General features: G+C 68.4%; 26 protein-coding genes and 2 pseudogenes. 16 read left to right on the forward strand and 12 right to left on the reverse strand.

All coding sequences use genetic code 11. The features are described 5' to 3' along the window. Nucleotides 1-68: 68 nt before the first annotated feature. The 7 genes from BJQ90_RS13925 (at nucleotide 69) to BJQ90_RS13955 (ending at nucleotide 5,271) form a co-directional block, all read left to right on the forward strand. The gene (locus BJQ90_RS13925) at nucleotides 69-605 is read left to right on the forward strand and encodes a dienelactone hydrolase family protein (protein WP_226760845.1); all 537 of its coding nucleotides are present in this window, start codon (nucleotides 69-71) and stop codon (nucleotides 603-605) included. Continuing rightward, the gene (locus BJQ90_RS13930; RefSeq protein ID WP_226760846.1) at nucleotides 605-1,063 is read left to right on the forward strand and encodes a hypothetical protein; all 459 of its coding nucleotides are present in this window, start codon (nucleotides 605-607) and stop codon (nucleotides 1,061-1,063) included. The genes BJQ90_RS13925 and BJQ90_RS13930 overlap by 1 nt, the downstream gene beginning before the upstream one ends. A gap of 525 nt (nucleotides 1,064-1,588) precedes the next feature. After that, the gene (locus BJQ90_RS13935) at nucleotides 1,589-2,593 is read left to right on the forward strand and encodes a PfkB family carbohydrate kinase (protein ID WP_226760847.1); all 1,005 of its coding nucleotides are present in this window, start codon (nucleotides 1,589-1,591) and stop codon (nucleotides 2,591-2,593) included. Between the two features lie 9 nt (nucleotides 2,594-2,602). Further along, the gene (locus tag BJQ90_RS13940; protein WP_226760848.1) at nucleotides 2,603-3,115 is read left to right on the forward strand and encodes a YbhB/YbcL family Raf kinase inhibitor-like protein; all 513 of its coding nucleotides are present in this window, start codon (nucleotides 2,603-2,605) and stop codon (nucleotides 3,113-3,115) included. Nucleotides 3,116-3,182: 67 nt separating this feature from the next. Further along, nucleotides 3,183-4,007 (forward strand): HAD family hydrolase, encoded by an 825-nt coding sequence (locus tag BJQ90_RS13945; RefSeq protein ID WP_226760849.1) that lies wholly within the window; start codon nucleotides 3,183-3,185, stop codon nucleotides 4,005-4,007. A gap of 177 nt (nucleotides 4,008-4,184) precedes the next feature. Then, the gene (locus tag BJQ90_RS13950) at nucleotides 4,185-4,433 is read left to right on the forward strand and encodes a hypothetical protein (protein ID WP_226760850.1); all 249 of its coding nucleotides are present in this window, start codon (nucleotides 4,185-4,187) and stop codon (nucleotides 4,431-4,433) included. A gap of 94 nt (nucleotides 4,434-4,527) precedes the next feature. Further along, a complete protein-coding gene (locus BJQ90_RS13955; protein ID WP_264197294.1) occupies nucleotides 4,528-5,271 on the forward strand; it encodes a glycerophosphodiester phosphodiesterase in 744 nt (247 codons plus the stop codon). Between the two features lie 18 nt (nucleotides 5,272-5,289). Here the strand turns inward: BJQ90_RS13955 and BJQ90_RS22755 are convergent, their stop codons facing one another. The 3 genes and pseudogenes from BJQ90_RS22755 to BJQ90_RS13965 form a co-directional block, all read right to left on the reverse strand. After that, the gene (locus tag BJQ90_RS22755) at nucleotides 5,290-5,625 is read right to left on the reverse strand and encodes an NAD(P)H-hydrate dehydratase (protein WP_319004637.1); all 336 of its coding nucleotides are present in this window, start codon (nucleotides 5,623-5,625) and stop codon (nucleotides 5,290-5,292) included. 41 nt (nucleotides 5,626-5,666) lie between these two features. Then, nucleotides 5,667-6,263 carry an NAD(P)H-hydrate dehydratase gene (locus BJQ90_RS22760; RefSeq protein ID WP_319004638.1) on the reverse strand — a complete coding sequence of 199 codons (597 nt, stop codon included), beginning with the start codon at nucleotides 6,261-6,263 and terminating at the stop codon, nucleotides 5,667-5,669. Further along, nucleotides 6,247-7,029: pseudogene (locus BJQ90_RS13965) on the reverse strand (histidine phosphatase family protein). The gene BJQ90_RS22760 and the pseudogene BJQ90_RS13965 overlap by 17 nt, the downstream one beginning before the upstream one ends. 113 nt (nucleotides 7,030-7,142) lie before the next feature. Here BJQ90_RS13965 and BJQ90_RS13970 point away from each other — a divergent pair. Then, nucleotides 7,143-8,267 (forward strand): glycerate kinase, encoded by a 1,125-nt coding sequence (locus tag BJQ90_RS13970; protein WP_226760852.1) that lies wholly within the window; start codon nucleotides 7,143-7,145, stop codon nucleotides 8,265-8,267. Between the two features lie 80 nt (nucleotides 8,268-8,347). On the opposite strand, the pseudogene BJQ90_RS22915 reads toward BJQ90_RS13970, so the two are convergent. After that, nucleotides 8,348-8,419: pseudogene (locus tag BJQ90_RS22915) on the reverse strand (DUF6766 family protein); the annotation flags it as partial. A 48-nt stretch (nucleotides 8,420-8,467) separates the two neighbouring features. Next, nucleotides 8,468-8,899 (reverse strand): DUF6328 family protein, encoded by a 432-nt coding sequence (locus BJQ90_RS13975; RefSeq protein ID WP_226760884.1) that lies wholly within the window; start codon nucleotides 8,897-8,899, stop codon nucleotides 8,468-8,470. Nucleotides 8,900-9,126: 227 nt separating this feature from the next. Here BJQ90_RS13975 and BJQ90_RS13980 point away from each other — a divergent pair, with 227 nt between their 5' ends. Continuing rightward, nucleotides 9,127-9,648, forward strand: a complete 522-nt coding sequence (locus BJQ90_RS13980) for a hypothetical protein (protein WP_226760853.1) — start codon at nucleotides 9,127-9,129, stop codon at nucleotides 9,646-9,648. A gap of 96 nt (nucleotides 9,649-9,744) precedes the next feature. On the opposite strand, the gene BJQ90_RS13985 is transcribed toward BJQ90_RS13980, so the two are convergent. Further along, on the reverse strand, nucleotides 9,745-11,091 hold the full coding sequence (locus BJQ90_RS13985; RefSeq protein ID WP_226760854.1) for a uracil-xanthine permease family protein: 1,347 nt from the start codon (nucleotides 11,089-11,091) through the stop codon (nucleotides 9,745-9,747). A 214-nt stretch (nucleotides 11,092-11,305) separates the two neighbouring features. Between BJQ90_RS13985 and BJQ90_RS13990 the strand changes: the two genes are divergently transcribed. After that, nucleotides 11,306-11,911: a malonic semialdehyde reductase gene (locus BJQ90_RS13990; RefSeq protein ID WP_226760855.1), complete on the forward strand. Its 606-nt coding sequence runs from the start codon at nucleotides 11,306-11,308 to the stop codon at nucleotides 11,909-11,911. 429 nt (nucleotides 11,912-12,340) lie between these two features. Beyond that, nucleotides 12,341-13,504, forward strand: a complete 1,164-nt coding sequence (locus BJQ90_RS13995; protein WP_226760856.1) for a GGDEF domain-containing protein — start codon at nucleotides 12,341-12,343, stop codon at nucleotides 13,502-13,504. A gap of 37 nt (nucleotides 13,505-13,541) precedes the next feature. Here BJQ90_RS13995 and pgm read toward each other — a convergent pair whose 3' ends face one another. After that, the gene (pgm, locus tag BJQ90_RS14000; RefSeq protein WP_226760857.1) at nucleotides 13,542-15,203 is read right to left on the reverse strand and encodes a phosphoglucomutase (alpha-D-glucose-1,6-bisphosphate-dependent); all 1,662 of its coding nucleotides are present in this window, start codon (nucleotides 15,201-15,203) and stop codon (nucleotides 13,542-13,544) included. 125 nt (nucleotides 15,204-15,328) lie between these two features. Between pgm and BJQ90_RS14005 the strand changes: the two genes are divergently transcribed. Beyond that, nucleotides 15,329-15,961, forward strand: a complete 633-nt coding sequence (locus BJQ90_RS14005) for a DUF4190 domain-containing protein (RefSeq protein WP_226760858.1) — start codon at nucleotides 15,329-15,331, stop codon at nucleotides 15,959-15,961. 9 nt (nucleotides 15,962-15,970) lie between these two features. On the opposite strand, the gene BJQ90_RS22550 is transcribed toward BJQ90_RS14005, so the two are convergent. From BJQ90_RS22550 to BJQ90_RS14025, 4 genes are all read right to left on the reverse strand, one after another. Beyond that, the gene (locus BJQ90_RS22550; protein ID WP_264197288.1) at nucleotides 15,971-16,816 is read right to left on the reverse strand and encodes an aminoglycoside phosphotransferase family protein; all 846 of its coding nucleotides are present in this window, start codon (nucleotides 16,814-16,816) and stop codon (nucleotides 15,971-15,973) included. A 4-nt stretch (nucleotides 16,817-16,820) separates the two neighbouring features. Further along, nucleotides 16,821-18,290 (reverse strand): peptide MFS transporter, encoded by a 1,470-nt coding sequence (locus tag BJQ90_RS14015; RefSeq protein ID WP_226760859.1) that lies wholly within the window; start codon nucleotides 18,288-18,290, stop codon nucleotides 16,821-16,823. Nucleotides 18,291-18,472: 182 nt separating this feature from the next. Beyond that, nucleotides 18,473-19,585 carry an alcohol dehydrogenase catalytic domain-containing protein gene (locus BJQ90_RS14020; protein WP_226760860.1) on the reverse strand — a complete coding sequence of 371 codons (1,113 nt, stop codon included), beginning with the start codon at nucleotides 19,583-19,585 and terminating at the stop codon, nucleotides 18,473-18,475. Between the two features lie 107 nt (nucleotides 19,586-19,692). Then, a complete protein-coding gene (locus BJQ90_RS14025) occupies nucleotides 19,693-21,153 on the reverse strand; it encodes an amidase (protein ID WP_226760861.1) in 1,461 nt (486 codons plus the stop codon). A gap of 274 nt (nucleotides 21,154-21,427) precedes the next feature. Here BJQ90_RS14025 and BJQ90_RS14030 point away from each other — a divergent pair, with 274 nt between their 5' ends. The 3 genes from BJQ90_RS14030 to BJQ90_RS14040 all read left to right on the forward strand — a co-directional run bounded on the left by BJQ90_RS14030 (nucleotide 21,428) and on the right by BJQ90_RS14040 (nucleotide 23,083). Continuing rightward, the gene (locus BJQ90_RS14030) at nucleotides 21,428-21,754 is read left to right on the forward strand and encodes a rhodanese-like domain-containing protein (protein WP_226760862.1); all 327 of its coding nucleotides are present in this window, start codon (nucleotides 21,428-21,430) and stop codon (nucleotides 21,752-21,754) included. Between the two features lie 18 nt (nucleotides 21,755-21,772). Next, entirely contained in the window at nucleotides 21,773-22,753 is a 981-nt protein-coding gene (pheA, locus tag BJQ90_RS14035; protein ID WP_226760863.1) for a prephenate dehydratase, read from the forward strand. Between the two features lie 93 nt (nucleotides 22,754-22,846). Continuing rightward, a complete protein-coding gene (locus BJQ90_RS14040; RefSeq protein ID WP_226760864.1) occupies nucleotides 22,847-23,083 on the forward strand; it encodes a hypothetical protein in 237 nt (78 codons plus the stop codon). Here the strand turns inward: BJQ90_RS14040 and BJQ90_RS14045 are convergent. Then, complete coding sequence (locus BJQ90_RS14045; RefSeq protein ID WP_226760865.1) at nucleotides 23,080-24,144, reverse strand: diacylglycerol/lipid kinase family protein; 1,065 nt, start codon at nucleotides 24,142-24,144, stop codon at nucleotides 23,080-23,082. The genes BJQ90_RS14040 and BJQ90_RS14045 overlap by 4 nt on opposite strands. A 78-nt stretch (nucleotides 24,145-24,222) precedes the next feature. On the opposite strand from BJQ90_RS14045, the gene serS reads away from it, so the two are divergent. Continuing rightward, nucleotides 24,223-25,503: a serine--tRNA ligase gene (gene serS / locus BJQ90_RS14050; protein WP_226760866.1), complete on the forward strand. Its 1,281-nt coding sequence runs from the start codon at nucleotides 24,223-24,225 to the stop codon at nucleotides 25,501-25,503. The last annotated feature ends 37 nt before the right edge of the window (nucleotides 25,504-25,540 follow it).

Below are 25,540 nucleotides of genomic sequence, written 5' to 3' on the forward strand. Positions count from 1 at the left end.
CCGCGCCTCGGCCGCAGTGGAGGATGGGAACGGTTGTCCTGTTCGTGGTTCGCTGTGAAACTGTGAGCATGGCGAACTCTGGTGACGTGTCCTGGCAGCTGGATGGCCTCAACATGGAGGGGACCGTTGTCCGGCCCGACGGCGACGGGCCGTTCCCGGCGGTGGTCCTCGTCGCAGGCAGCGGCCCTACTGACCGGGATTGGTGTTCGCCGCTGCTTCCCGGCACGAACGGTAGCGGGCGGCTCTTCGCGGAGGAGTTCGCCCGTGCCGGTATCGCATCCCTGCGCTATGACAAGCGGGTGACCGGCCCGCACGCGATGGAGAACGTCCGGAAGCTCATCGGAAAACTCAGCATGCAGTCGCATCTGGATGAGCTGGTCTCGGCCGTTCAAGTGCTCGCCGGGTTGGACTACATTGACTCCTCCAGGATTGCAGGGCTCGGCAACAGCGAGGGCGCCCTCCATGTGCTCCATTACGCCACCAGTACCCAGGAAATTCCCTTCGTCGGGATCGTGCTCGCCGCACCCCCGGACGCCCGATACAGGCCGTGCTGCTGTCCCAATTGGCGCTTCAGTCCGCCCAGGTCCCCGGTGGAGCCGAGCTGATGCCCAAGGTCGAGGAAGCCGCTGCGCGTTACGCGGCCGGACAGCCGATGAATCCCGATCCTGGCTTGCCCGACAGCGTGAAGATGGTGCTCGCGAGCTTCGAGGCTCCGGCGAATCTGCCGCTCGCCCGTGAGCTGTGGGTCGAGTCCACCTGCGACTCGCTCAGGAAAGTGCAGATCCCCACCCTGGTATTGGTCGGCGGGAGAGACGTGCAGATCGATCTGCACGCCGACGGGGGCCCTCTCCAGGAATCCGCCGCCGGGATGACGAACGTGACGTTCGCATTCCCGCCCAACGCGAATCACGTGTTCAAGGAAGATACCCGCAGCCCGGCGGAGGTGGCCGCGTCACCAGGGAACGGATACAACGAACCGGACACACATCTCGACCCCGAAAGCCTGGAAACGATCCTCGCCTGGTTGGGAAGGGTAATGAATTTAAGGGTGTCTCCGGTCTGACGAGCCCCGTGTGATGCGTCGTGGCAGGGATGCCACCGGGCCGGACACGACATCCTAACGTGGTGAGTCCGAAGTCGCGCCCGCAAGCCGATCCGCTATCAGCCGCTAGCACCAGAACGAGTTGCATTCAGTTCGGCTGGCGCCGGCCGGCATCAGGGCATCGGCCAGAAATGTCAGCATTCGAGCGGAGCCTGGCCTGCGGCGGATACGAAGAGATCCACGGAAGCACCCCTCAGTCCACCGGTGCTTCCCGGACGAATCCGTCTGAGTCGGTGAAGGCGCCCGCATCGCTGCCGTTTGTTGAGCGTCAGCTGGAGAGGTGTCGAACTCGACCTATCTGGTTCCATAACTCTTGGCTACTGCCAGACCGTGGTTGAGATAGAACTTCTTGCTTGCGGCCACATCCGTGACGCCGAGCTGGAGCACGATCGCATCGATCTGCCGATTGGCCGCCCCGTCTTGAACCAAACACCCCCGCTCCGAAACACTGGGGCGCCGGGCCGCGTTCTCTGGCAGAGTATGAGCATGCTCACAGTTATTGGCGAGGGCCTGGTCGATGTCGTCCAGCGTTCCTCCGGTATCCAGGCCCATGTCGGCGGAAGCCCCCTTAACGTCGCCGTGGGCCTGGCCCGGCTGGACCACCCGGTGCAGTTCATCGGCCGCTATGGCCGCGACGCCTACGGTGAATCGGTGGCGGCCCACCTGAAGTCCAGTTCGGTGCTGCTCCCGCTGGGCCCGGACGAGATCCCCACCTCCGTCGCCACCGCCCTGATCGACGACGACGGCGCCGCCAGCTACACCTTCGACCTCGCCTGGCAGCTCCCCGGGCTCGCGGACCGGCTGCCGTTCATGCTGCAGGCAACGACCCTGCTGCACACCGGCTCGATTGCCACGATGCTGGCGCCCGGGGCCGCCGAGGTGCTCAGCGCCGTCGAGCATGCCCATCCTTTGGCGACCATCAGCTTCGATCCCAACTGCCGGCCCAGCATCATCACCGACGTCGATTACGCGCGCGCGCAGGCAGAAAAGTTCGTCACCTTGGCCGACGTGGTCAAGGCCTCGGATGAGGATCTCCAGTGGCTGTACCCCGGCGAGGATCCGCTGGATTCGGCCCGGCGCTGGCTTTCGCTCGGCGGCTCGGAAGGCCCCGCCATGGTGGTGGTCACCCGTGGCGCCCAGGGTCCCTGGGGGGTGAATGCCGCCGGCGAAGCGCATTTCCCGGCGCCGTCCGTGAAAGTGGCGGACACCGTCGGCGCGGGCGATTCCTTCATGGCGGCCCTGCTTTCCGCAATCGTGGACCTGGGCCTGGACGGGGCGCAGAACCGCAAGGATCTGCGTGGGCTCTCCGCCGAAAGCCTCCGCGCACTCCTGGCCCATGCCGCCTGGGCCGCCGCGGTCACCGTTTCCCGGGCCGGCGCCAACCCGCCCACCCGTGCCGAACTGAACCGGATGGAGCTGGGCGCGCAGGCCCCGCACCCGACGGAAGCCGTGGGCCGCGACCCCGAAAGTGCAGAACTCCCCAGCAACTGAAAGGCAGCCATGACACACCACGATGCCCCCTCGTTCCGCGTCAGCAGTGAGTCATTCCAGGACGGGCAGACCCTGCCGCCGGCCCAGCGCGGCGCCTCGACCGGGGCGGGGGCCAAGGACGAGTCCCCGCAGCTGAGCTGGACCGGGGCCCCGGCCGGAACCCGGGGTTACGCCGTCACCATGTTCGACCCCGACGCCCCGGGCCGCGGCGGCTTCTGGCACTGGGCCGTGCTCGACCTCCCCGCCGACGCCGCGTCCCTGCCCGCCGGGGCGGGGTCGCGCCAGACCGGATATCTGCCACCCGGCGCCTTCCAGCTGAAGAACGACGGCGGCGCCACCGGCTACCTGGGGGCGGCTCCGCCCAAGGGCCACGGCCCGCACCGGTACATCGTCACGGTCCACGCCCTTGACGTCGCGCACTCCGGGCTGGACGCCGGAGCCCACCCGGCGAAGCTGGAGGCCAAGCTCGCCCCGCACACCCTGGCCACGGCGAGCCTGACCGGCATCTACGAACGCCACTAACTGCGGGCCGTCGCCGGGGGCAGCCGCACCGGAACCCGCCCCGCTGCCGCCCCAGTAGACTGGCAGTATGCGGCTGGTAGCAAGTGACATTGACGGAACGATCCTCGGCCACGACGGCAAAATCAGTGACCGGACCGTCCGTGCGTTCCACGCCTGCCGGGACGCCGGGATCGAATTGGTATTCGTCACGGGTCGGCCGCCGCGCTGGCTGCACCCCCTCCAGGAGCAGTTGGGCCACACCGGCACCGTCATCTGCTCCAACGGCGCCGTCGTCTGGGACCTGGAGGCGGACCGCATGGTCTCGGCCCGGGCCCTGCAGCTCGACGCCGTCTTCGAGGCCCGCCGCATCATCCAGCGGCTGCGCCCGTCCGCACTGTTCGCCGCCGAGACCCTGACCGGCTTCCATCTGGAACCCGGGTTCATCGAGAACGGCTCCAGCAGGTTGCTCACCGAGTTCACCCCCGCGCCGCTGGACACCACCCTCACTGCGGCCGATTCCGTGGTGAAGTTCCTGGCTGTGGTCCGGGAGGGTTCGGCTGACGAGTTCCTGGCCGAAGTCACGCCGGCCGTCGCCCACCTCGCCGCGGCAACCCACTCCGCGCCGAACATCGCCCTCCTGGAACTGTCCCTGCCAGGGGTCAACAAGGCTGTCACGCTCGCCGAATACGCGGCAGGCCTGGGCGTCGACTCCGCCGATGTGGTGGCTTTCGGGGACATGCCCAATGACATCGAGATGCTGCGCTGGGCCGGCGACGGCTACGCGATGGCCAGCGGACACCCCGAGGCCATCCTCGCCGCCGGGCAGCAGGCGCCGCACTTCGACGACGACGGCGTCGCCCAGGTCCTCGAGGCCAAGCTCGCAGCCCTGGGTGTCCGGCTGCCCCGCCCCTGATCTGGCTGATCCGCCCGCCCCTGATTGACCAGGCGCGCCCACGCCACGGACCCGCAACACGGCCTGCGGCGGTTCCCGGCGCAGACACCGGACTACCAGCTCACGGTCAACTGGCGTTCACCTTGTCGTCCTACGCTGGAATTTCACGACGGATCAGCTGACTGACGGTGGGAAATTATGGCTAAGTACCGCACGCAAAACACGGACGATACCCCCCTGCGCCGGGTGGCGCCGGACGCCCACTGGAAGAGCCTGCAGCAGGGCGACCGCGTCAGCATCCGGCTGGCGCCCGGCTACGAAACCGAAGGCCAGGTGGACGCCGTCACGGCGGACCACACTGCCGTGTGGGTGCATCTCGACGGCGGCCGCGGACGCACCCTTTTGCACTGCAGCGACGGCGTGGAGATCCTCCCGCCCACGAACTGATCCGGAGCCGCCGGCTCGGCTGGGCTAGGCTTCAAGAGTGAGCACCCCGCACCCCTTCTTCGCCGCCGGTGACGGCCCGGAACGTCCCGTGGCCATGGCCCACCGCGGCTTCTCCCTGGACGGCCTCGAGAACTCCATGGCGGCGTTCCGCGCCGCCGTCGAACTGGGGTTCCGGCACCTGGAGACCGATGTGCACACCACCGCCGACGGCGTCCTGCTGCTCTTCCACGACGAAACCCTGGACCGCGTCACGGATGGCCGCGGCCGGATCTCCGAACTTCCGGCGGAGACCGTGGCACTGGCACGGATCGGCGGCGCGGAGCCCATCCCGCTGTTCGAGGAACTCGCCACCACCTTCCCGGATGTCCGGATCAACCTCGACGTCAAGGACTGGAACTCGGTGGCGCCCTTGGTCGCTGCGATCGAACGCCACGGACTGCACGACCGCGTGCTGATTGCCAGCTTCTCGGACCGCCGGCGGCGTGCCGTGCTGGACCAGCTGAGCCGCCCCGCCGCCAGCTCCGCCGGAATCGTGTCCAATGCCCTCTTTGTCCTGCTGGGCCCGGTGCTCCCGGCGGCCCTGCTGCGCCTCACCGCAGGACGTGCGCTGCGCGGCGTCCACGCGCTGCAGGTTCCCGTCAGCTACGGTGCCGTGACCGTGGTGACCCCCGGTTTCCTCCGGCGCGCCCACCGGCACGGCCTGCAGGTGCACGTCTGGACCATCAACGAACCCACGGAAATGCACCGGCTGCTGGACCTCGGGGTCGATGGAATCGTCACCGACCGCGCGGACCTGCTCAAGGAAGTCCTGCAGGAACGCGGCGGCTGGAGAGGATGACACCCGGCCAGGGCCGGGTCAGGAACTGAGCTCCATCATCAGGGGCGGCAATTCCTCCGTAAGTTCGCGGGCGAGGTAGCCGAGACTGCCCAGCCGGCTCGCGAGCCGGTCCCCGGCGGCCGCATGCAGATGGGTTCCCCGGCAGGCGGCCTGCGCGTCCGAGGCTCCCCGCGCCCGCAGCCCGGCAATCGTCCCGGACAGCACATCTCCGGAACCCGAAGTGCCCAGGCCGCTGTGTCCGGTGGTGATTTCCCACCGCGAAGCTCGGCCCCCGGCGCCGTCAGGGTCCCTCGCCGCGGAATCCGTGCCGCGGCCTGCCGCTACCGGCCGCGCGATCACACCCTGGCAGCTCACCACCGCGCCGTACATCTCCGCGAGCTCCGGTACGTCACGGGTCAGTGTCCGGCGTCGCGCCCCAGCACAATGCCCGCCTCGGTGACATTCGGGGTCCGGATCAGCCGGCCCGCCCAGGGGCCCAGCTCCCCGGTCAGGTCGGGCAGGCTGCCCAGGGCAAAGGCTTCGAGGATGATGGCCGGCGGTTGATTCCCCGCCGGCACCTTGAGGAGTCCGCGGAGCAACGCAGTGGCCTCGTCCTTGTCGTCGAGGCCCGGTCCGATCAGGACCGCGTCCGCGGCTTCGACCGCTGAGACGAGGACGGCGGCTGCCGAAGAGCCCTTGACCGTGCCCGAGGCGGTTTCCGGCAGCCTGAGCACGCCCGCCTCGGGCACCGCGACCGCCAGCTGCACGGCGACGGATTCCGCCACGGCCAGGGTGAGACGGCCGGCGCCGGAGCGCAGCGCGGCCACCCCGGCGAGCAGCGCGGCGCCCGGCGTCATCCGCGCCCCGCCGATCACCAGCACCGATCCGCGGTCGTCCTTGCCGGAGCCGCCGCCGGGCAACGGCCAGTCCCGCAGCAGGGTCGGTGTGACGGGCTCCGGGCGGCCGGGCTCCCGCCCGGACCCAGGAGTGGCAGCTTCACCGCGGGTGGACATTGGTATCCCCGGCATGTTCGGTCACTTGGACCCCTTCGCTTGTCAGGTGGTCTGCCACGTTGTAGCTCTCCAGCTGCCACGGTCCGGTGCCGCCCGGACGGACGAACCGGGTCACGGAGGCATTCAGAATCGCGGAGGCGGCGGCAATGTCCAGCAGTTCGCGCTCCGTCAGCCCTTCCAGGATGTAGCGGAACAGCAGGATGACGGCGTCGTGGCTGACCAGCAGCACGCGCTGGCCGGAATACAGGCGGTCCAGGTCGGCGATCAGGGAGCGCAGCCGCAGCACGACGTCGGCCCACGATTCGCCGCCGGGCGGGCGCTAGTAGAACTTGCCCAGCCACCGCCGGCGCTCCGCTTCCTGGGGGAGCCGGGCCTCCACACCGGCGGAGGTGAGCATGTCCAGGATGCCGAGCTCGCGGTCACGCAATCGTTCATCCAGCACGGGCTGGGTCTTCCAGCCCCCGGTGTTGACGGCCAGTTCCGCGGTCTGCCGGGCCCGGAGATAGGGCGAGGACCAGACGGCGGCCCGCCGGTCCTCGGCGAACCCGGCGAGGAGGCGGCCCAGAGCCAGCGCCTGCTCGCGCCCGGTCTCGGACAGTTCGACGTCGGCGTCACGGGCCGGAACATTGATGACGTAGGCTCCGGACCGGTGCGCCAGCGTGGCAGCCACGTTTCCCTGGCTCTCGCCGTGCCGGACGAGCAGGAGCTCGGTCATGCCGGGCAGGCCGGTCAGGCCCTGGCGCGTCTTTCCGTTTTCATTCACCATTGCCCCCTGTGTCCGGGTCGATTCTTTGTGGCTGCCACGTTACTCCCGACGCCGTGGCCTGTCGCCGTTGTCCCGGCGTCGGGCATGGGTCCCGGGGCTGGCAGGATGGACCCATGCGCATTCTGATCGCCCCGGACAAGTTCAAAGGCTCCCTGACCGCCGCCGAAGCCGCTTCCGCCATCGCCGAAGGCGCCTTGCGCGTCTATCCCGACGCCGAAGCCATCCAGTTTCCGGTGGCCGACGGCGGCGAAGGCACCCTCGAGGCGGCCGTGGCCGCCGGCTACGAGGAGCGGCTGAACGCCGTCGTCGGCCCCATCCTGGCCCCCGTCGGCGCAGCCTGGGCGATCCGGAAGGACGCCTTCGGCGGGGCCACCGCCGTGATCGAAACCGCGCAGGCCTCCGGGCTGGCGCACATGGATCCCACCCCGGCCAACGCCCTGCGGGCGCACAGCTACGGCTGCGGCCAGCTGATTGCGGCCGCCCTGGACGCCGGCGCGACGGAGATCGTGCTGGGCCTGGGCGGTTCGGCGATGAGCGACGGCGGCAGCGGCGCACTGCGCGCGCTCGGCCTCAAGCCGCTCGACGCCGCGGGCAACGTGGTGCCGCTCGGTGGCGGATCGCTGGCCGAGGTGGTGCAGCTCGATGTCAGCGGCCTCGACCCCCGGCTGGGCGTCGTGACCTTCCGCATCGCCGTCGACGTGCAGAACCCGCTCGTGGGCAGCGACGGGGCAGCCCACGTGTTCGGTCCGCAGAAAGGCGCCGATGAGGACGCCGTGGAGCTGCTCGACGCGGGACTGCGCAACTGGGCCTCGGTGCTGCGCCAGGCCACCGGGCGGGACGTCAACGTTCCCGGGGCCGGGGCCGCCGGCGGCTTCCCGGCGGCGTTCCTGGCCTTCAGCAACGCCGCCCTGGAAGGCGGCTTCGAGCTGGTCGCCGGTCTCACCGGCCTGGCCGCCAAGCTCGCGCAGGCAGACCTCGTGATCACCGGCGAGGGCTCGCTGGATTCCCAGTCGCTCACCGGCAAGGCGCCGATTGCGCTCGCCGATGCGGCCCAGAGCCTTGGAATCCCGGTGATTGTGGTCGCTGGACGGATCCTGGTCAGCCCGGAAGACCTCGCCAAGCACGGCGTGGTGGCCGCCGCGCAGCTGCTGGACGTGGCCGGAAGCCCGGAGGACGCCGTCGCAAACGCCGCGAAGTACCTCGCCTGGGCCACCAGCCAGGTGCTCGAGGGGGCCTGAGGGGGCTGGAGCGCTCACGCGCCCGTCTCGTAGTGCGGCTCGGCGACCGGTTTGGATTCGGACGATCCCCGCTCGCGCAGCTACACCGAAGCGCCAACGAGCACGGCGACGGCGAGGAATTCGCTTTGCCAGTTCTGGAAGGACTCGAACCAGAGGCGGCTCGCAGCTCGCTGGGTTTTTGGCTCACGGTGTTCGTCATGTCATTTCCTTTCGGTGGCTTGTCGGCGGAGCCTGCTCGGCACGTAGACGAGCAGGATGAGCAGCACCGTCAGCAGCACCGCACCGGCCGTCAGGCCCGCTCTCCGGCCCGCCGCGGCGTCGGAGACCAGTGCGGACGTGCCGACGCTGAGCAGCCCGATACCGGCCAGGGCAACCTTCGCGATCCTGTCCGCGCTGGACACGAGGGCGGCCCTCGCCACGTTGGCAAGGTAGAGGGTGGTCTGAAAACCATCCAGCGTCTCGAACCTCGACTGGAAGGGCAGTGTCAGCAGGAATCCCGCCAGGATCTGCACCCCGGGCTGCAGCACCCGCAGCTCCTGCAGCAGTTCCATCCAGTTGCGGTCCAGTGTCTCGACGGCGGACTCATTCCGTTGTTCCGGTGGGGCCCCCGGGGGCGGACACTGGCTCTGGATCGGTCACGGGGCGCCTCCGGGTGGATGCGGAACAGACTGCGGGGGCAGTTAACACTCAACTTAGGCTTGAGTGTTGCGAAATTCAAGCCGATACTAAGGCTGCTGATGAATGTCCCGGTAGGGTGGAACTGTTTACTTCACGGGGGACAGCTTCAAGGGCCCGGGGCACTGCCCGCGGCCAGGGAAGATGCCCTTCGATCGTCCATTTCCAGCACGGGAGGAACGGTATGACCCAGGAGAAACAGCAGGAACCCATCGAGGAAGCCGGCGGCTACGGAACGCCGACGGCGGAGCAGGAACTGCCCCCCGGTGACACCAAGAAGTTCGCGCAGCCCCGCGAGGAAGAAGCGTTCGACGCCGCAGGACTCAGCCAGGACAGCCCGGACGGGGAGACTTACCCGGCCGGGACGCCGGACCTGAGCCAGTTCGGCGCCGAAGACCAGGACAGTGCAGGAGAACCCGGAGCAGGACGCTTCGGAGGAACGGAGGAACAAATGAGTTCAGAAAACGCCAGTACCACCCCCGGCTACGACGCCGACGCCTCGGAGAATTCAGAGGCGGCCATGCCGTCCTCGGAGGCAGAGATGGACGAGAGCAACACCGAAGAGCCCGACGCCGGGCGGCCGTTCTCCTCAGAGCCCGGCCAGGACGCGGCCGGGCTGCCCGACGGATCGGGAACGGATCTGCCCGAGGACAAGGCTCCCAAGGACAAGGACAGCGACGACGAGGAAGCCTTCGACGCCGGCTAAACCCCGGCCAGCGAAAGCCTTCGAACGGCGAAGGCCGGGAACCGCGCACCGTATTGGTGCGCGGTTCCCGGCTGCGGCGGCCTGGCGCCAGGGGTTCTAGCGGCGCTTCTTCGGCGCACGCCGCACGGCGGTGGCGGCGGCCGCGGCGGCTGCCACGGGGCCTTCCGTCTCCGGCTCGGCGACGGTGCCGCGGGCCTTCGCGATCGCCTTCATGCCGTGGTAGATCACCAGGGCCGCTGCGGAGCCGAGGGCGATGCCGGTGAACTTCAGGTCGCCGATGGTCCAGGTGTAGTCGGCGATGCCGACGATCAACGCCACGGCGGCCGTCGTCAGGTTGATTGGGTTCGCGAAGTTCACCTTGTTCTGCACCCAGATCTTGACGCCGAGCACGCCGATCATGCCGTACAGCATCGTCGCGGCGCCGCCCAGGACGCCGGCCGGGACAGTGGCGATCAGTTCGCCGAATTTCGGCGAGAAGCTCAGCGCCACGGCGAAGATACCGGCGACCCAGTAGGCCGCCGTCGAATAAACCTTCGTGGCGGCCATAACGCCGATGTTTTCGGCGTAGGTCGTGGTGCCGGAGCCGCCGCCCATGCCGGCAAGCACGGTAGCGGCGCCGTCGGCCATCAGTGCGCGACCGGAGACGCCGTCAAGGTTCTGGCCGGTCATGGCGGACACAGACTTTACGTGGCCGATGTTCTCCGCTACCAGCACCAGCACCACCGGCACGAACAGGCCAACGACGCCGAGGTGGAACTCGGGGGTCTGGAAGAACGGCAGGCCCACCCAGGCAGCGGAGTCGACCTTGGTGAAGTCCACTTCGCCGCGGATCATCGCCACGGCATAGCCCAGCACGACGCCGACCAGGATGCTCAGCCGGCCCAGGATGCCGCGGAAGAAGACGCTGGTGACGATGATCGTGGCCAGGGTGATGAGGGCCGTGACCGGGGCGGCGTCGAAGTTGTTCCTCGCTGCGGGCGCGAGGTTGAGGCCGATCAGCCCGACGATGGCGCCGGTCACGATGGGCGGCATCAGGCGGTTGATCCAGCCGGCACCGAACTTCTGCACCACCGCGCCGATGATCGCCAGCCCGACGCCGGCCAGCACCACGCCGCCGAGCGCACCGGGGATGCCGTACTGCTGCTGCGAGGCCATGATCGGCGCGATGAACGCGAAGCTGGAGCCCAGGTAGCTCGGCACCTGGCCCTTGGTGATGACGAGGAAGAGCAGGGTGCCGATGCCGGAAAAGAACAGTGTCGTGGCCGGCGGCATGCCCGTGATGATCGGGACCAGGAAGGTGGCGCCGAACATGGCGACAACGTGCTGCATCCCGACGCCAATGGTCAGCGGCCAGGCAAGGCGCTCATCCGGCTTCACGACTTCGCCCGGGCGGATGGACTTGCCGTTGCCGTGGAGCTTCCATTTGGTACCGAGCATGCTCATTGCCGGGGCCTTTCAGAGAATGTGTGGCGGGGCGGGAAGGAATCTTCCGGAGCAACTTTACCGCGCCGGTGTTTCCGGCATGCTTCGCCGGCGGCGCCCCTGTGCGGCACGTCACGCGGCGTCCCGGGAAGCAGAAGGCGCAGGTTGAAGTTGCAACTATGGACAGCACCCAGTGGCCGCCGCCCGGCGGGCACATCCAGCGAAAGGGATGCCCATGACCATCGCCCATGACGAAGCAGTAATCGACTCCGCCGCAGTGGACGCCATCTTTGCCGAGGCCCGCACCCCCAACACCTTCACCGGAGAAGTCACCGACGAGCAGGCCCGGGCCATCTACGAACTCACCAAGTTCGGCCCCACCGCGTTCAACTCGCAGCCGTTGCGCGTGACCTACGTCCGTTCCGAGGAAGCCCGCGCCACCCTGGTCGGAACCCTCGCCAACGGCAACCGCGCCAAGACCGCCACCGCACCGCTCGTCGCCGTCCTCAGCTACGACACGTCCTGGCAGGAGCAGTGGGACAACTTCCTGCCCGGCTATAACGCGCCGAAGGCCATGTACGACGCCGCCCCGGAGCTCGCCGCGGCCACCGGCAACAACAACGCCCATCTGCAGGCTGGCTACTTCATCCTCGCCGTCCGGTCCCTTGGCCTGTCCGCCGGACCGATGACGGGCGCGGACTTCAGCGCGATCGACGAGGCCTTCTTCCCCGACGGCGGCCAGAAGAGCTTCCTCGTGGTCAACATCGGCCAGCCCGCGGCCGACGCGTGGGGTGCCGCGAAGCCGAAGTTCGCCTACGAGGACGTCGTCCGCACGGTCTAGGCGAAATCGGCCCAACCGAAATCTGCCGAACGGAAAGGCGCGCGCTGACGCTGTTCCCTCGCGGTGGGGTGGCTCGGTGACTGTTCTGGTGGGGTGCCCTGCGGCACTGCACGGGCGCGGAGGTGCCTCCGGCACCATGGGGGACAGGCCGGAGGCACTCGGGACGCTATTCTGCGGGTGAGCGCAAGGCCGCATCCGGGGCCGCTTCCCAGCTTAGTCCGCCCCGGGGCCATAACCCCAGAGCCAATCCAGAGCCCTTGGGCGTCCATAATAGGACCGCGGGCGTTATCCCCAGGTACCCCCGGGTGCCGGGCGGGTCATATCGGAGACGGTGGTCACATATTTTGCCACGGGGTGCAATACTGGGGGCACCTGCGGCGCGGAGTCGGCGCAAATCGGGCTATTGCGAGCGGACCGGGGGGCCACTACATGATGCTTGACACCGCAACCCTGCGGGTCGCCTTGGCCGTCGTCGATCTGACGCTGCTACTGCTCTTCTACTTCATCACGTTCCGCCGGACGCGTTCGGCGTACAGCGGCTGGTGGTGCCTTGCCCTACTGCTGTTCCTGTCCGGCAATGCGGCATACCTGCTGGACGGGACACCACACCAGGTCTGGTCCAACCCGCTCGGGAACGTGCTTCTCGTGGCGGGTGCGGCCAGCATCTGGGCTGGGGCGCGGTCACTGCGGACCGCCAGTCCAAGAATCTGGTACCTCGCGGCGGCCCCGGCCATTACGGCCGTGGCGTCGGTCCTGGACCAGCCGGCCACCAACGTGTGGTCCGGCGCGCCCGCCTATCTGGGCTTCATGAGCTTGCTGATCGGCCTTGGCTGCCGGGAACTGTTCCTGCTGGACCGGCACTTTTCGCGCGTTCACCTCACGCTGGGGGTGGGCTCCGGCATCCTGGCCGGGTTCTATCTGGGCCGCTTCGCCTTCTTTCTCGCGGAAGGACGCGACGGGCCGGTATTCCAGTCCGTCTTCGGCTCCGTGACGACGACGGTCTTTTCGGCCGTGATCATGGTGGTGGCATCCTTCACGATGGCGGAGCTGAGTTACGAACAGCAGACCCGGGACCTCCGCGCCCGGGCAACGGTGGACGGGCTCACCGGCCTGCTGAACCGCACGGCATTCCTGGACCTCGCCGAGGACGAACTGCGCCGCCTCAACCGGGGCCGGACCACGGCGTCGCTGATCCTGGCGGACCTGGACCATTTCAAGGGCATCAACGACGAGTTTGGCCACTCGGCCGGCGACGCCGCGCTGCAGGCGTTCGCGGAGGCCTGCGCCGCCACGGTCCGTTCCACCGACCTGGTGGGCCGCTACGGCGGAGAAGAATTCATCATGCTCCTGCCGGGCGTGACCCCGGAGCGGGCGGGGGAAATCGCCGCGGACATCAGCGCCCGGCTGCACGCCTCGTCGTCGCCGGTGATCCCGCGGCTGCCCACCGCCAGCTACGGCATCGCCTCGACCGCGCCCGGACGTGTGGATCTTGAGGCGCTGATCGCCTCCGCGGACGCGGCGCTCTACCGCGCCAAGACCCTGGGCCGGAACCGCTCGGTGCTCGCCGGCAGCCTCGAGGAAGAGCCGGCCTGAGCGGGCGCCCGATCGGTCCGGGCCCAGTGCCGGGCAGCTAGGAAATGACCCCGTCCACCAGCGCCTTGGCCTCGGCCTGCACCTGCTTGAGGTGCTCGGCTCCCTTGAAGGACTCGGCATAGATCTTGTAGACGTCCTCGGTGCCGGAGGGGCGGGCCGCAAACCACGCGTTCTCGGTGACCACCTTGAGGCCGCCGATCGCTGCGCCGTTGCCCGGCGCCTTGGTCAGCTTGGCTGTGATGGTTTCGCCCGCAAGTTCGGTGGCGGTGACGTCCGACGGCGAGAGCTTGCCGAGGGCCGCTTTCTGCTCCCGGGTGGCAGCTGCATCGATCCGGGCGTAGACCGGGTCGCCGAACTTATCCGTGAGGCCCTTGTAGAGCTGCGAGGGTGACTTGCCGGTGACCGCCGTGATCTCCGACGCCAGCAGGGCCAGCAGGATGCCGTCCTTGTCGGTGGTCCAGACGCTGCCGTCCATCTTGTTAAAGGAGGCGCCGGCAGATTCCTCGCCGCCGAAGGCGCCCTCGCCGGAGAGCAGCCCCGGGACGAACCATTTGAAGCCCACGGGCACTTCCACGAGCTTGCGGCCCAGGCTCTCGGCCACGCGGTCGATAATCGACGAGGAAACGAGGGTCTTGCCGATCACAGACTGCGGGTTCCAGCCGGTCCGGTGCCGGTAGAGGTAGTCGATCGCGACGGCGAGGTAGTGGTTCGGGTTCATCAGCCCGCCCTGCCCATCGATAAACGGCGTCACGATCCCGTGCCGGTCGGCGTCGGCGTCGTTGCCGGTGGCGACGTCGAAACCGGCACCCGCCGACATCCGGTTGATCAGGGAGGCCATGGCCGAGGGCGAGGAGCAGTCCATCCGGATCTTCTCGTCCCAGTCGAGGGTCATGAAGGCCCACTGCGGGTCGACGGTGGGGTTGACCACCGTGAGGTTGAGGTGGTGGCGTTCGCCGATTTCGCCCCAGTAGTCCACCGACGCGCCGCCCATCGGGTCGGCGCCGATCCTGACGCCGGCCTCGCGGATCGCGTTGAGGTCCAGCACGGAAGGGAGGTCGTCCACGTAGCTGCTGAGGAAGTCGAACTTGCCCGTGGTGCCGGCGCTGAGGGCCTCGGCAATGGGAATCCGCTTGACCCCGCGCAGGCCGTTCTCCAGCAGTTCGTTGGCGCGGTTGGCAATCCATCCGGTGGCGTCCGTGTCAGCGGGTCCGCCGTGCGGGGGGTTGTACTTGAACCCGCCGTCGCCGGGCGGGTTGTGGCTCGGAGTCACCACGATGCCGTCCGCCTGCGGAGCCCCGGCGGGGGAATTGTTGTTGTGGGTCAGGATGGCGTGACTGAGCGACGGCGTGGGGGTGTAGCCGTGGCGGGCGTCGATCAGCACGTTGACGCCGTTGGCCGCGAGGACCTCGAGGGCGGAATTCTGGGCCGGTTCGCTCAGCGCATGGGTGTCCTTGGCGAGGTACAGCGGCCCGGTGATGCCTTGGCCGGCCCGGTACTCGACAATCGCCTGGGTGATGGCGAGGATGTGGGGTTCGTTAAAGGAGGCCTTCAGGCTCGAGCCCCGGTGCCCGGAGGTGCCGAAGGCCACCCGTTGGCCGGGGTCGCCCAGATCGGGGGAAACGTCGTAGTACGCATCCAGGAGCGCAGTGAGATCAACAAGGTCTTGGGGTTGGGCAACAGTGCCCGCGCGGCTAGCCATGGCACCAGCATGCCAGACCGGCGGGGAAGGGAACATGATTACGGCCCCTATGACGCGGAAATATCCTGCCCAGCGCAACGGGACGGCGGTAGGCTGAAGCCAGAGACGTCCAGAGGGGGAAAACCATGACTGACCAGCCGAAACCGGAGCATGACGGGACGCCGGAGGGCTACCAGCCGCCGTCGTACATTCCTGCGCAGGAATCCGACGTTCCTGCACCGCCGAAGGCTCCCTCGTGGCCTGCGACGGCGAAGATCGAACAGCCAGGCTACGGTCAGCAGCCCAACGATACGCCGGGACAATCCGGGGAGCAGTACGGCCAGCCCGCGCCCGGCTACAGCCAGCCCGCCGATGCATACGGCACGCCCTATGGCACGCCTTACGGGGCGGCCCCACAGCCGCCGTTCGGCCAGCAGCCCTATGGTGCGCCTCCGCAGTATGGCCAGCCGGGCAGTCCGTTCAATGCCTACGGGCAGCCGAGCTATTACGGTGTGCCGCCGGAATCCAAGGGCCTGAGCATCGCCAGCCTGTGCTGCGGCATCGCCGCCTTCGTGGGCCTGGGCATCTTCCTCCTGCCGCAGCTCGCGGCGGTCATTCTCGGGCACCTGGCCCTCAAGCGCGAGCCGTCGGGCCGGGGCATGGCCATTGCCGGCCTGGTGCTGGGATATGTGGGGATCGCGCTGACCATACTGGTCATCGTGATCATTGCGCTGGGGCTGGCCATCGGCAGCTCAAGCTACCGGGGGTACGGGGCCTAGAGTCCTCCGTCAGCCGGTCAGGGCCGCAACCAGCCGGCCGGCATTGGCCTCGATCCAGAGGCCGCGGCGGCGGATCATGCGGCCCACGCCGTCGTCCCACATCCGGGCCCAGCCGCCGCCGAGCGCGTGGGCGTTGTGCCGCATCCGCTCGTAGCTCAGCGCCGTGGCCTCGGTCCCGAAAGCCGGCAGCCGCCGTCGTTCCCCTTCATCCCAGCCGTACGCGTCGGCGAAGATCCGGAGCCGCCGGAACGGGTCGGCCGCCCCCCATCCGGGCCACGCATCGGCCGGATCCCGGAGCGGAACCCAGTGCATCGCAGTGTTGAAGGAATCCTTGAAGGCCGTTGTGGGACCGGCCAGGTCGAAGTCCACCACGCCGGCAGCAAGGCCCCCGCGGACCACCACGTTCTGCGGGGTCACGTCCAGGTGGCAGACGAGCTCTGCCGGATCCTGGCGGACCGGGCGCGGCGGGAACGGGTGACCGTCCGGCACGAACCCGGCCGACGCCGCATGCAGCCGGCGCAGCAGCTCCGCCACGGAGGCCAGGAGCTCCTCGGACTGGACCCAGGCCGCCGGGACCGGCCCGGCGCACCGTCCGGGCAGGAAAGTCAGCACGTCCCGGCCCTCCGCGTCCCGGCCCAGGAACCGCGGGGACCCGTCGAAACCGGCGTCTTCCAGCCAGTCGAGGTAAGCGGCGACGGCCAGGGACTGCGGCTGGTGCGGGCGGCGGATGGTGCCGCCGACCCGCACCACGCCGTCGGTGACATCGCCCGCCGGCATGAGTTCGACGTCGGACGCCTCGCCTGCGGCGGGGACGTAGACGCGGGACTCAACCGGTGCGCGGTGCCTCGGGCTCATCGGCTTAGCGTACGCCGCCCATGAGCTTCTTGATCGCCGGCGAGGCCGCGGCCAGGCCGACGGCCAGCAGCATGGCGGTGCCGCCGATGCCGATGAAGTACGGCAGTTCATCCGCCGGGTTGTACAGGCCGGACAAAATACCGGCCAGCGTGGTGCCCAGGGACACCGAGAGGAAGAACAGCGCCACCATCTGGGTGTGGAAGGCCTTCGGAGCCAGCTTGGTGGTCACGGACAGGCCGATGGGGGACAGGAACAGTTCCGCGAGGGTGAACAGGAACAGGATCCCCACCAGTGCCAGCATCGGGGTCTTGCCGTCCCCGGCCAGCGGGATGAAGGCCAGGAACGCCAGGCCCATCACAAAGAGGCCAATGGAGAACTTCAGCGCCGAGCCCGGCTGCCTGCGGCCCAGCCGGGTCCAGAGGGCAGCCATGACGCCGGCGAAGATGATGATGAACACCGGGTTGATGGACTGGACCCAGGCGGCCGGCATTTCCCAGCCGAACAGGTTCCGGTCCAGCTTCTCCTCCGAGTACACGGCGATGAAAGTGAACTGCTGCTGGAACAGCGCCCAGAATGCGGCGGAGGCTATGTACAGCGGGATGAATGCGGCCACGCGGCGGCGTTCTGTGCCGTCGACCTTTTTGCTGCTGAAGATCAGGGCGAAATAGAGCACGGACACACCGATAGCCGCGTAGGCCATGGACATGGCCAGGTTCCCGGCATTGACGATGCCGGTGGCCAGCAGCACGGCGATCACGGCGGCGATCGCCCCGAAGCGCAGGCCGTACTTGGTGCGCTCGTCGGCGGGAAGAGGGTTGTGCACCCGGTGCGCGTCCTCGGGCAGGTTCTTGCGTCCGAGCGCGTAGACGACCAGACCCACGGCCATGCCGACCGCGGCGGCGCCGAAGCCCCAGTGGAACCCGTGGCTCTCCTGCAGCCAGCCGGTGACCAGCGGGCCGATTAGCGCGCCGGCATTGATGCCCATGTAGAAGATGGAGAATCCGGCGTCGCGGCGTTCATCCTTCTCCCGGTAGAGGCTTCCCACCAGGGCCGTGGCGTTGGCCTTCAGGCCGCCGGAGCCGACGCCGACCAGCACAAGACCGGCGATCAGGCCGGGGATGCCCGGCAGGGAGGCGAGGGCGATGTGGCCGGCCATGATCAGGATGGCGGAGCCGAACAGCACCTTTTCGGAGCCGAAGAGCCGGTCCGCGAGCCACGCGCCGAGGATGGTGGAAAGGTAGACGCCGCCGCCGTAGGCGCCCACGAGCCCGGCGGCCAGGCCCTGCTCAATCCCCAGTCCGCCCTCGGCGGCTGTGAAGTACATGTAGTAGAGCAGGATCCCCTGCATGCCGTAGAAGGAGAAGCGCTCCCACATCTCTACGGAGAAGAGGCTGGCCAGCATCTTTGGGTGGCCAAAAAAAGAAGTGTCGCCCGGCGTTGTAGCGGGGGGCGTGGATAAATGAGTAGTGCTCATTTACTTAATGCTGACAGTGTGAAGCGGGATTGTCACATTAGCGGCGCCCCGGACCAAGCCATTCGCAGGGTGTTTCGTCCCCCGTTGCCCTATCAGATGATGCTGCCACTGACGCGCACTAGCAGCCACAAGTGATAGCGCAAGCTGCATGGGGCGGCGCCGCAGGGGGGCCAGCGCCGGGGCTAGCCGGCGTCGAACATGATGACCTGGCGGACCGCTTTCCCGTCGGCGAGCTGGTCCATGGCCGCGTTAATGTCCGCCAGGGCGATGCGCGCCGTGATCAGCTCCTCGACAGGCAGTTTTCCTTCGCGCCAGAGCTGGGCGTATTTGGGGATATCCCGGGACGGCACCGCGGAGCCAAGGTAGCTGCCGACGATGGTCCGGGCCTGGGCCGTGATGGTCAGCGGCGGGATCTGGGCGCGGGCGTCCGGGTGCGGCAAGCCAGCAGTGACCGTGGTGCCGCCCGCCTCGGTCGCGGCGAAGGCGGTTTCGAAAGCGCGGGGGTTCCCGGCGCATTCGATCACGTACTTGGCCTTGATGCCCTGCTCGAGGACCTGCTGCGGGGTGTACGTTTCGTGGGCGCCGAGCCGGCGGGCGTGCTCCAGCTTTTCATCCAGCGTGTCCACGGCCACGATCCGCGAGACACCCTGGGAGATCGCCGTGATCAGCGCGGCCATGCCGACCCCGCCGAGCCCCACGATCATGATGCTGTCGTGCGGCCGCGGCCGGGCGGCGTTCAGGACGGCGCCGCCTCCGGTCAGCACCGCGCAGCCGAGGACGGCGGCGACGTCCGCCGGGATGTCGTCGCCGACCAGAACGGCCGAGGCGCGGTCCACGACGGAGTGGGTGGCGAAGCCGGAGACGCCCAAGTGGTGGAAGATCTTTTCGCCGTTGCGGTCAAGGTGCATGGATCCGTGCAGGAGCGTGCCTTCGCCGTTGCTCTTCGAACCTGCCGTGCAAGGGAGCCGTCCGTCAGCGGCGCAGTTCGTGCACTGTTCGCAGCGCGGCAGGAAGGACATTACGACGCGCTGGCCCGGCAGGAGGTCCGTGACGGACGAGCCGACCTCGACGACGCGTCCGGCAGCCTCATGCCCCAGCAGCATCGGCACCGGGCGCACGCGGTTGCCGTCCACCACGCTAAGGTCCGAGTGGCAGATGCCGGCGGCCTCGATCCGCACGAGGATCTCGGTCGGCCCCGGTCCTTCCAGGTCCAGTTCGGAGATGCTGATGGGCCTGGAGTCCGCGTACGGCCGGGGACGGCCGATTTCCTCAAGTACTGCACCGGTGATCTTCATTGATCCCTCTCGTGGGAAGTTTCCAGACTGGACATGTCCTGACCTTGCTCTGCTAAACCGTATCCGCACCCGCCCGTGAAATCATCCACATCCCGCGGGTCGTGGGGCTAGCACCCCAGCTGGGTGGCCAGCTGCAGGAGCAGCGCCTCGGAGCCCATCGGCCCGATCAGCTGCACGCCCATCGGCAGCCCGGCACCCTTGGCCCCGCCGGTCCAGTGCACCGGGATGGTGATTGCGGGCAGCCCGCACACGTTGACCAGGGACGACCACGGCGCGTACTCGCATTGCTTGCGGTAGTCGCCGTCGGCATCGCCTGTCCATTCGGCGGCGGGCCAATAGCCGTCGCCGTGGGCCGCACCGGTGAACCAGCCCACCGGGCGGGGCGTCTGGGCCAGCGCGGGCATCAGGATCAGGTCGAAGGCGGCGTACTGGGCGATGGTGTCGCGCCGGAACAGGCGCAGGAACCCGAGCGACTCGGCGAGTTGCGCCGGTCCGCGCTGCTGCGCGCGGCGCCGGAACGTCCGTGTCAGTGGGGTCAGCAGCGCCTCGCGCTGGGGAACGATCCGGGCGTCCCCGACGGCGGCGGTCCATGCTGTGGTGAACGCTGCCGGGTAGCGGTTGTCATAGCGGATGGAGGCTTCCGAGGTTTCGTGGCCGGCTGCCTCCAGCCGCCTGATGCCTTCGGCGAGGGCATCGAGGGCCTCGGGAGCGGGGGTGAAGGGGAAGATCGTCTGCCATGGGCTGTCCAGGCTTACTCCGATCCGCAGCCGGGGCGGGTCCTGCCGGGCGAGCTCCAGGTAGCTGGCAGCGGGATCCCCGGAGCTGTCAGTCCCGGCCGGGCCGGGGACCAGCGCAGCCGGCACCAGCGCATCGAGCAGCAGGGCCGCGTCTGCGGCAGAGCGGGCCATCGGGCCGGACACGACCAGTCCCGCGGGGTCACCGGTGCTTTCACCCGCGGGCGCCAGGCCCCGGCCGGTTTTCAGGCCCACGAGTCCGCAGGCAGCGGCCGGGATGCGGACCGATCCGCCGCCGTCGGAGCCGGGAGCAAAGGGGACCAGCCCGGCGGCAACCGCTGCGGCGCTGCCGCCGGAGGAGCCTCCCGAGCTCCGGCTCAGGGCGTGCGGGTTCCGTGAGGGCGGCGCGATCCGGTTCTCGCTGTAGGCCGTGAGGCCGAACTCCGGAACCTGGGTCTTGCCCAGCGAGACCACGCCCGCACTCTTCAGCGTCGCGACGATGGCGCTGTCGGCCAGTGCCGGTTTGTGGTCCAGGGCGGCGCTGCCGTGGGTGGTCACGACGCCGGCGACGTCCGTCAGGTCCTTGAAGGCCACCGGCACGCCGTGCAGCAGCGCCAGCCCGGTTCCGTCCCGCGCGGCCCGGGCGTGGGACTTGTCCGCTGCGGCCGCATCCAGCAGGGCCTGCTCCGCGGTGACGGTGATAAAGGCGCCCAGGTGCCGGTTTTCGGCGGCGATGCGGTCCAGGAAATGCTCCGTGGCCTGCTTTGAGGACAGCTCGCCGGAACGCAGGGCGTCGCGTAGCTCCACGGCGGAGAGTTCATGGATCTCAGCCAAGGGAACGCGGCCCCGTTTCCCCGGCCGTCCGCTCCGCGGGACATGCCCAGCGCTGGCGCCGGCGGGTGGACATAGTGGGATTGTGCCCATTCCTGGCGGCAAGGGGAGGGCATGTCCGGTGGGGGGAGGCGCGGGGAGTTGCCGGAAGCCGGTCAGTTGCCGTGGATCTCCTTTGCGCCATGCCAGAAGCGTAACCTGCTGCCGGGTAAGGGTGTGGTGCCGGTGGCTGGCGATACGCTGGAGGCAGACCATGCATTCTGCGGAAAGGACGACTATGAGCGACTTTGACACCGTGACCGTGTCCGACATCCCTGAAGGGGCCACGGTCCTCGACGTCCGCGAAGACTACGAGTGGGCCGCCGGGCACGCGGCAGGGGCGCTGCACGTCCCCATGGACCAGCTCCCGGCCCGGCTCGGGGAACTCGACCCGGACGAGGACCTCTACGTCATATGCCGGACCGGGGGCCGGTCCTTCCGTGCCGCCCAGTGGCTCTCCGGCCAGGGGTATTCCGCCCTGAACGTCGCCGGCGGCATGGACCAGTGGCTGGAAACCGGAATGCCGCTGGTGTCCGACAACGGACTCAAGCCCGTCATCCTGTAGTTGAAGAAAGAAGCGCCGATGCCCGCCTCACCCGTCACGTACACCTTCCTCGGACCCGCGGGAACCTTCACCGAGGCAGCCCTGATGCAGGTGCCCGACGCGGCGCAGGCCATCCGCGTTCCCTCGTCCAACGTCAACACGGCGCTGGACAAGGTCCGCGACGGCTCGGCTGACGCGGCCATGGTGCCGATCGAAAACTCCGTGGAGGGCGGCGTGACCGCCACCCTGGATGCGATCGCAACCGGACAGGAACTGCGGATCCTGCGCGAGGCCCTCGTACCGATCAGCTTCGTGCTGGTGGCCCGCCCCGGGACCCGGATCGAGGACATCCGCCGGATCTCCACCCACAGCCACGCCTGGGCACAGTGCCGGCTCTGGGCCGACAGCACTATTCCGGACGCGGAATATATCCCGGGATCCTCGACGGCCGCGGCGGCGATGGGTCTGCTGGAAGGCGACATCCACTACGACGCGGCAATCTGCGCACCGATTGTGGCCGCCGAACAGCCCGGGCTCGTCGTGCTGGCGGAGAACATCGGCGACAACCCCGGTGCGGTCACGCGGTTTGTGCTCGTCGGCCGGCCCGGCGAACTGCCCGAGCCCACCGGCGCGGACAAGACCACCGTTGTGGTTCCGCTGCCGGAAGACCGCCCTGGCGCGCTGATGGAGATCCTGGACCAGTTCGCCACCCGGGGTGTGAACCTCAGCCGGATTGAGTCGCGGCCGACCGGCCAGTACCTGGGCCACTACTTCTTCAGCATCGACGCCGACGGCCACGTGGCCGACGCCCGCATGGCGGACGCCCTGGCCGGCCTGCACCGGATCAGCCCGGCCACCCGGTTCCTGGGCTCCTACGGCCGGGCCGACGGGCACCGCACGATCGTGGAGCCGCACACCTCGGACCAGGCATTCCGGGCGGCGCATGCCTGGGTCAAAGACATACTGTCGGGGGCATCGGTGGTGCCGGAATATATGTCCAAGGCTTCGCCCACAGCGTAGACAAATGCCACATCAGGCACTTCCGCCCCTTGGAAACTGTGCGTATGCTTGCCTGATCCATATTGGGGAAGTCCTCTACAGAGGGAGCAGGTCATGGCAGATACCAGCCTAGAAAACGACGGCCAGGGAATGATCGTGAATCCCAAACCGACCGCAGACAACCAGGACTGGGACGGCGACGACGCCGACCGTGCAGACCGGCTGCGCTTCGAGGAGGAGCAGGCCATGATCCGCGAGCAGTCCGAAGCGCGCGCAGCCAAGGCCGCCGCGGAAGCGAAAAAGTCCGCGGATGCGGCGAAGGAAGCCTCCAAGAAGGAAGCCAGCGCCTAATCTCCCTCGGTGCCGTCCTCTACCCGGACGAGCAGCGAGCCCGGAGCAACCTGCACGGTGACCTTCGTGGCCGGGCCGGTCGGATCGCCGTCGACCTGTGTGGGCATCGGCTCCGCGCAGCGGATGGTGATCTTGCCGGAACGGTAATACGTCATCACCGGCAGGTTTCTCTTGTGCTTCAGCACGATCTTCCAGTACATTGCCAGCCACCCGATCGCGCTGCGCGGACTCATCACCACGACGTCCAGCATGCCGTCATCGATCATCGCCTGGGGGATGAAATCGATCCCGCCGGGGATCAGTCCGCAGTTCGCGAACAGTACGCTGCGGATCTTCCGGCTCTGTTCCGGCTGGTCGTCCAGCGAGATGGACACCTTCTTGCGGCGGCCCGGGAGGTGCCGCACGCCGGCTTCGGTGTAGGCCAGCCAGCCCACAGCCTTTTTGAGACCGTCGTTGGTGTCGCCCACAACCTCGGCGTCCATGCCTATGCCGGCGATGACCAGGAAGGTGTGCTCCGCGGACTCTTTGGTGCGGGAGTTCTCCACCTGCATCCGTGCCGTATCGATGAAGCGCTGGTGACCGAACAGTGCGGTCTGGACGCTTCCGTGCAGGTCACCCAGATCCAGGTGGATGTTGCGGGCCAGCAGGTTGCCGGTGCCGAGCGGGATCAGGCCCATGGCGATGTCCGTGCCGGCGAGGATGTCAGCCACCACCCGGACAGTGCCGTCACCGCCGCCCACGAGGACGACGTCGGCGCCGTACTCGACAGCGGCCCGCGCCTGTGAGAACCCGGGGTCCTCGGCGGTGGTGTCGAAGAACCGCGGGGGCACCCAGCCTGCTGCGGAACAGGCACTTTCAATCATGGTGCGGGCCTCATCGGACCGGGACTTGATCGGGTTCATCACCACGGCCACCTTCTGCTGGCCCAGCCCCGGACTGTGCGTTTCCTCCCACACGGCGCTGCGTGTGTGCCTGGCCTTGAGCTTGCGCACTCCCCACCAACTGGAGACGGCAAACGCCAGGACTCCAGCGATGACGAGGTAAAGCATCCAGTCGCGCATTGTGCTCCCACACTATCCCGCCGGCGGCCGGAGCCCGGATTGCCCGGGAACGGTGGCCGGATTGGATAGTCTTGTCAGGTGATCGACGTAAAAGACCTCAGCGAAAATCCGGACAAGTTCCGGGCCAGCCAGCGCGCCCGCGGCGCCGATGAATCCGTGGTGGACGCGATCATCGTCGCGGACTCGGCCCGGCGCGCGGCCCTGATCCGCTTCGAAAACCTGAGAGCCGAGCAGAATGCCTTCGGCAAGAAGGTGGCGCAGGCCAAGGGCGAGGAGAAGCAGGCCCTGCTGGCCGAGGTCAAGGTCCTCGCGGGCCAGGTCAAGGCCGCCTCCGCCGAGGCCGACGTCGCGCAGGCCGCCCACGAGGAACTGCTGCGCGGCATCCCCAACCTCATCGAGGACGGCGTCCCCGAGGGCGGCGAAGACGACTACATCGTGGTCAAGACCGTCGGCACGCCCCGCGAGTTCACCGACTTCGAACCCAGGGACCACCTGGAGATCGGTGAGCTGATCGGCGCCATCGACATGGAACGCGGCGCCAAGGTGTCCGGTTCGCGCTTCTACTTCCTGCGCGGCGCCGGCGCCAGGCTGGAAATGGCGCTGCTGCAGATGGCCATGGAGCAGGCCATCGACGCCGGCTTCGTGCCGATGATCACCCCGACGCTGGTGCGCCCGGAAACCATGCAGGGCACCGGTTTCGACGTCAAGCACGACGCCGAGATCTACCGTCTCGCCGAGGACGACCTCTACCTCGTGGGCACCTCGGAAGTGGCCCTGGCCGGCTACCATGCGGACGAGATCCTGGACTTCTCGGCCGGCCCGATCCGCTACGCCGGGCAGAGCTCCTGCTACCGCCGCGAGGCCGGCTCGCACGGCAAGGACACCCGAGGCATCATCCGGGTCCACCAGTTCAACAAGGTGGAAATGTTCGTTTACACCACCGTGGAGAAGGCTGCGGCCGAGCACGCCCGGCTGCTGGCCTGGGAAGAGGAGATGCTGGCCAAGTGTGAACTGCCCTACCGGGTGATTGACACCGCCGCCGGAGACCTCGGCAACTCCGCCGCCCGCAAGTTCGACTGCGAGGCCTGGGTTCCGACGCAGGGCGCCTACCGCGAGCTCACCTCGACCTCCAACTGCACCACCTTCCAGGCCCGCCGGCTCAACATCCGCCAACGCGTGCTGAACGAGGACGGCGCCCCCAAGGGCACCCGCGCCGTCGCCACGCTCAACGGCACGCTCGCCACTACGCGCTGGATCGTGGCCATCCTGGAGCACCACCAGAACCCGGACGGCTCCGTCAACATCCCGAAGGCCCTGCAGAAGTACCTCGGCGGCATGACGGTCTTCCCCGTCATCTGAGCCAGAGTCCGTCAACAGCTGTTCACCCCCGGTTCAC

Source organism: Arthrobacter sp. SO3, assembly GCF_020532825.1.
Classification (GTDB): domain Bacteria; phylum Actinomycetota; class Actinomycetes; order Actinomycetales; family Micrococcaceae; genus Arthrobacter.

What these genes read in the sequence shown, in the direction of transcription:
- BJQ90_RS13925 (WP_226760845.1), top strand. Translation starts at nt 69, where the DNA reads ATGGCGAACTCTGGTGACGTGTCCTGGCAGCTGGATGGCCTCAACATG.
- BJQ90_RS13930 (WP_226760846.1), top strand. Translation starts at nt 605, where the DNA reads ATGCCCAAGGTCGAGGAAGCCGCTGCGCGTTACGCGGCCGGACAGCCG.
- BJQ90_RS13935 (WP_226760847.1), top strand. Translation starts at nt 1,589, where the DNA reads ATGCTCACAGTTATTGGCGAGGGCCTGGTCGATGTCGTCCAGCGTTCC.
- BJQ90_RS13940 (WP_226760848.1), top strand. Translation starts at nt 2,603, where the DNA reads ATGACACACCACGATGCCCCCTCGTTCCGCGTCAGCAGTGAGTCATTC.
- BJQ90_RS13945 (WP_226760849.1), top strand. Translation starts at nt 3,183, where the DNA reads ATGCGGCTGGTAGCAAGTGACATTGACGGAACGATCCTCGGCCACGAC.
- BJQ90_RS13950 (WP_226760850.1), top strand. Translation starts at nt 4,185, where the DNA reads ATGGCTAAGTACCGCACGCAAAACACGGACGATACCCCCCTGCGCCGG.
- BJQ90_RS13955 (WP_264197294.1), top strand. Translation starts at nt 4,528, where the DNA reads ATGGCCCACCGCGGCTTCTCCCTGGACGGCCTCGAGAACTCCATGGCG.
- BJQ90_RS22760 (WP_319004638.1), bottom strand. Translation starts at nt 6,263, where the DNA reads ATGTCCACCCGCGGTGAAGCTGCCACTCCTGGGTCCGGGCGGGAGCCC.
- BJQ90_RS13970 (WP_226760852.1), top strand. Translation starts at nt 7,143, where the DNA reads ATGCGCATTCTGATCGCCCCGGACAAGTTCAAAGGCTCCCTGACCGCC.
- BJQ90_RS13980 (WP_226760853.1), top strand. Translation starts at nt 9,127, where the DNA reads ATGACCCAGGAGAAACAGCAGGAACCCATCGAGGAAGCCGGCGGCTAC.
- BJQ90_RS13985 (WP_226760854.1), bottom strand. Translation starts at nt 11,091, where the DNA reads ATGAGCATGCTCGGTACCAAATGGAAGCTCCACGGCAACGGCAAGTCC.
- BJQ90_RS13990 (WP_226760855.1), top strand. Translation starts at nt 11,306, where the DNA reads ATGACCATCGCCCATGACGAAGCAGTAATCGACTCCGCCGCAGTGGAC.
- BJQ90_RS13995 (WP_226760856.1), top strand. Translation starts at nt 12,341, where the DNA reads ATGATGCTTGACACCGCAACCCTGCGGGTCGCCTTGGCCGTCGTCGAT.
- pgm (WP_226760857.1), bottom strand. Translation starts at nt 15,203, where the DNA reads ATGGCTAGCCGCGCGGGCACTGTTGCCCAACCCCAAGACCTTGTTGAT.
- BJQ90_RS14005 (WP_226760858.1), top strand. Translation starts at nt 15,329, where the DNA reads ATGACTGACCAGCCGAAACCGGAGCATGACGGGACGCCGGAGGGCTAC.
- BJQ90_RS22550 (WP_264197288.1), bottom strand. Translation starts at nt 16,816, where the DNA reads ATGAGCCCGAGGCACCGCGCACCGGTTGAGTCCCGCGTCTACGTCCCC.
- BJQ90_RS14015 (WP_226760859.1), bottom strand. Translation starts at nt 18,290, where the DNA reads ATGAGCACTACTCATTTATCCACGCCCCCCGCTACAACGCCGGGCGAC.
- BJQ90_RS14020 (WP_226760860.1), bottom strand. Translation starts at nt 19,585, where the DNA reads ATGAAGATCACCGGTGCAGTACTTGAGGAAATCGGCCGTCCCCGGCCG.
- BJQ90_RS14030 (WP_226760862.1), top strand. Translation starts at nt 21,428, where the DNA reads ATGAGCGACTTTGACACCGTGACCGTGTCCGACATCCCTGAAGGGGCC.
- pheA (WP_226760863.1), top strand. Translation starts at nt 21,773, where the DNA reads ATGCCCGCCTCACCCGTCACGTACACCTTCCTCGGACCCGCGGGAACC.
- BJQ90_RS14040 (WP_226760864.1), top strand. Translation starts at nt 22,847, where the DNA reads ATGGCAGATACCAGCCTAGAAAACGACGGCCAGGGAATGATCGTGAAT.
- BJQ90_RS14045 (WP_226760865.1), bottom strand. Translation starts at nt 24,144, where the DNA reads ATGCGCGACTGGATGCTTTACCTCGTCATCGCTGGAGTCCTGGCGTTT.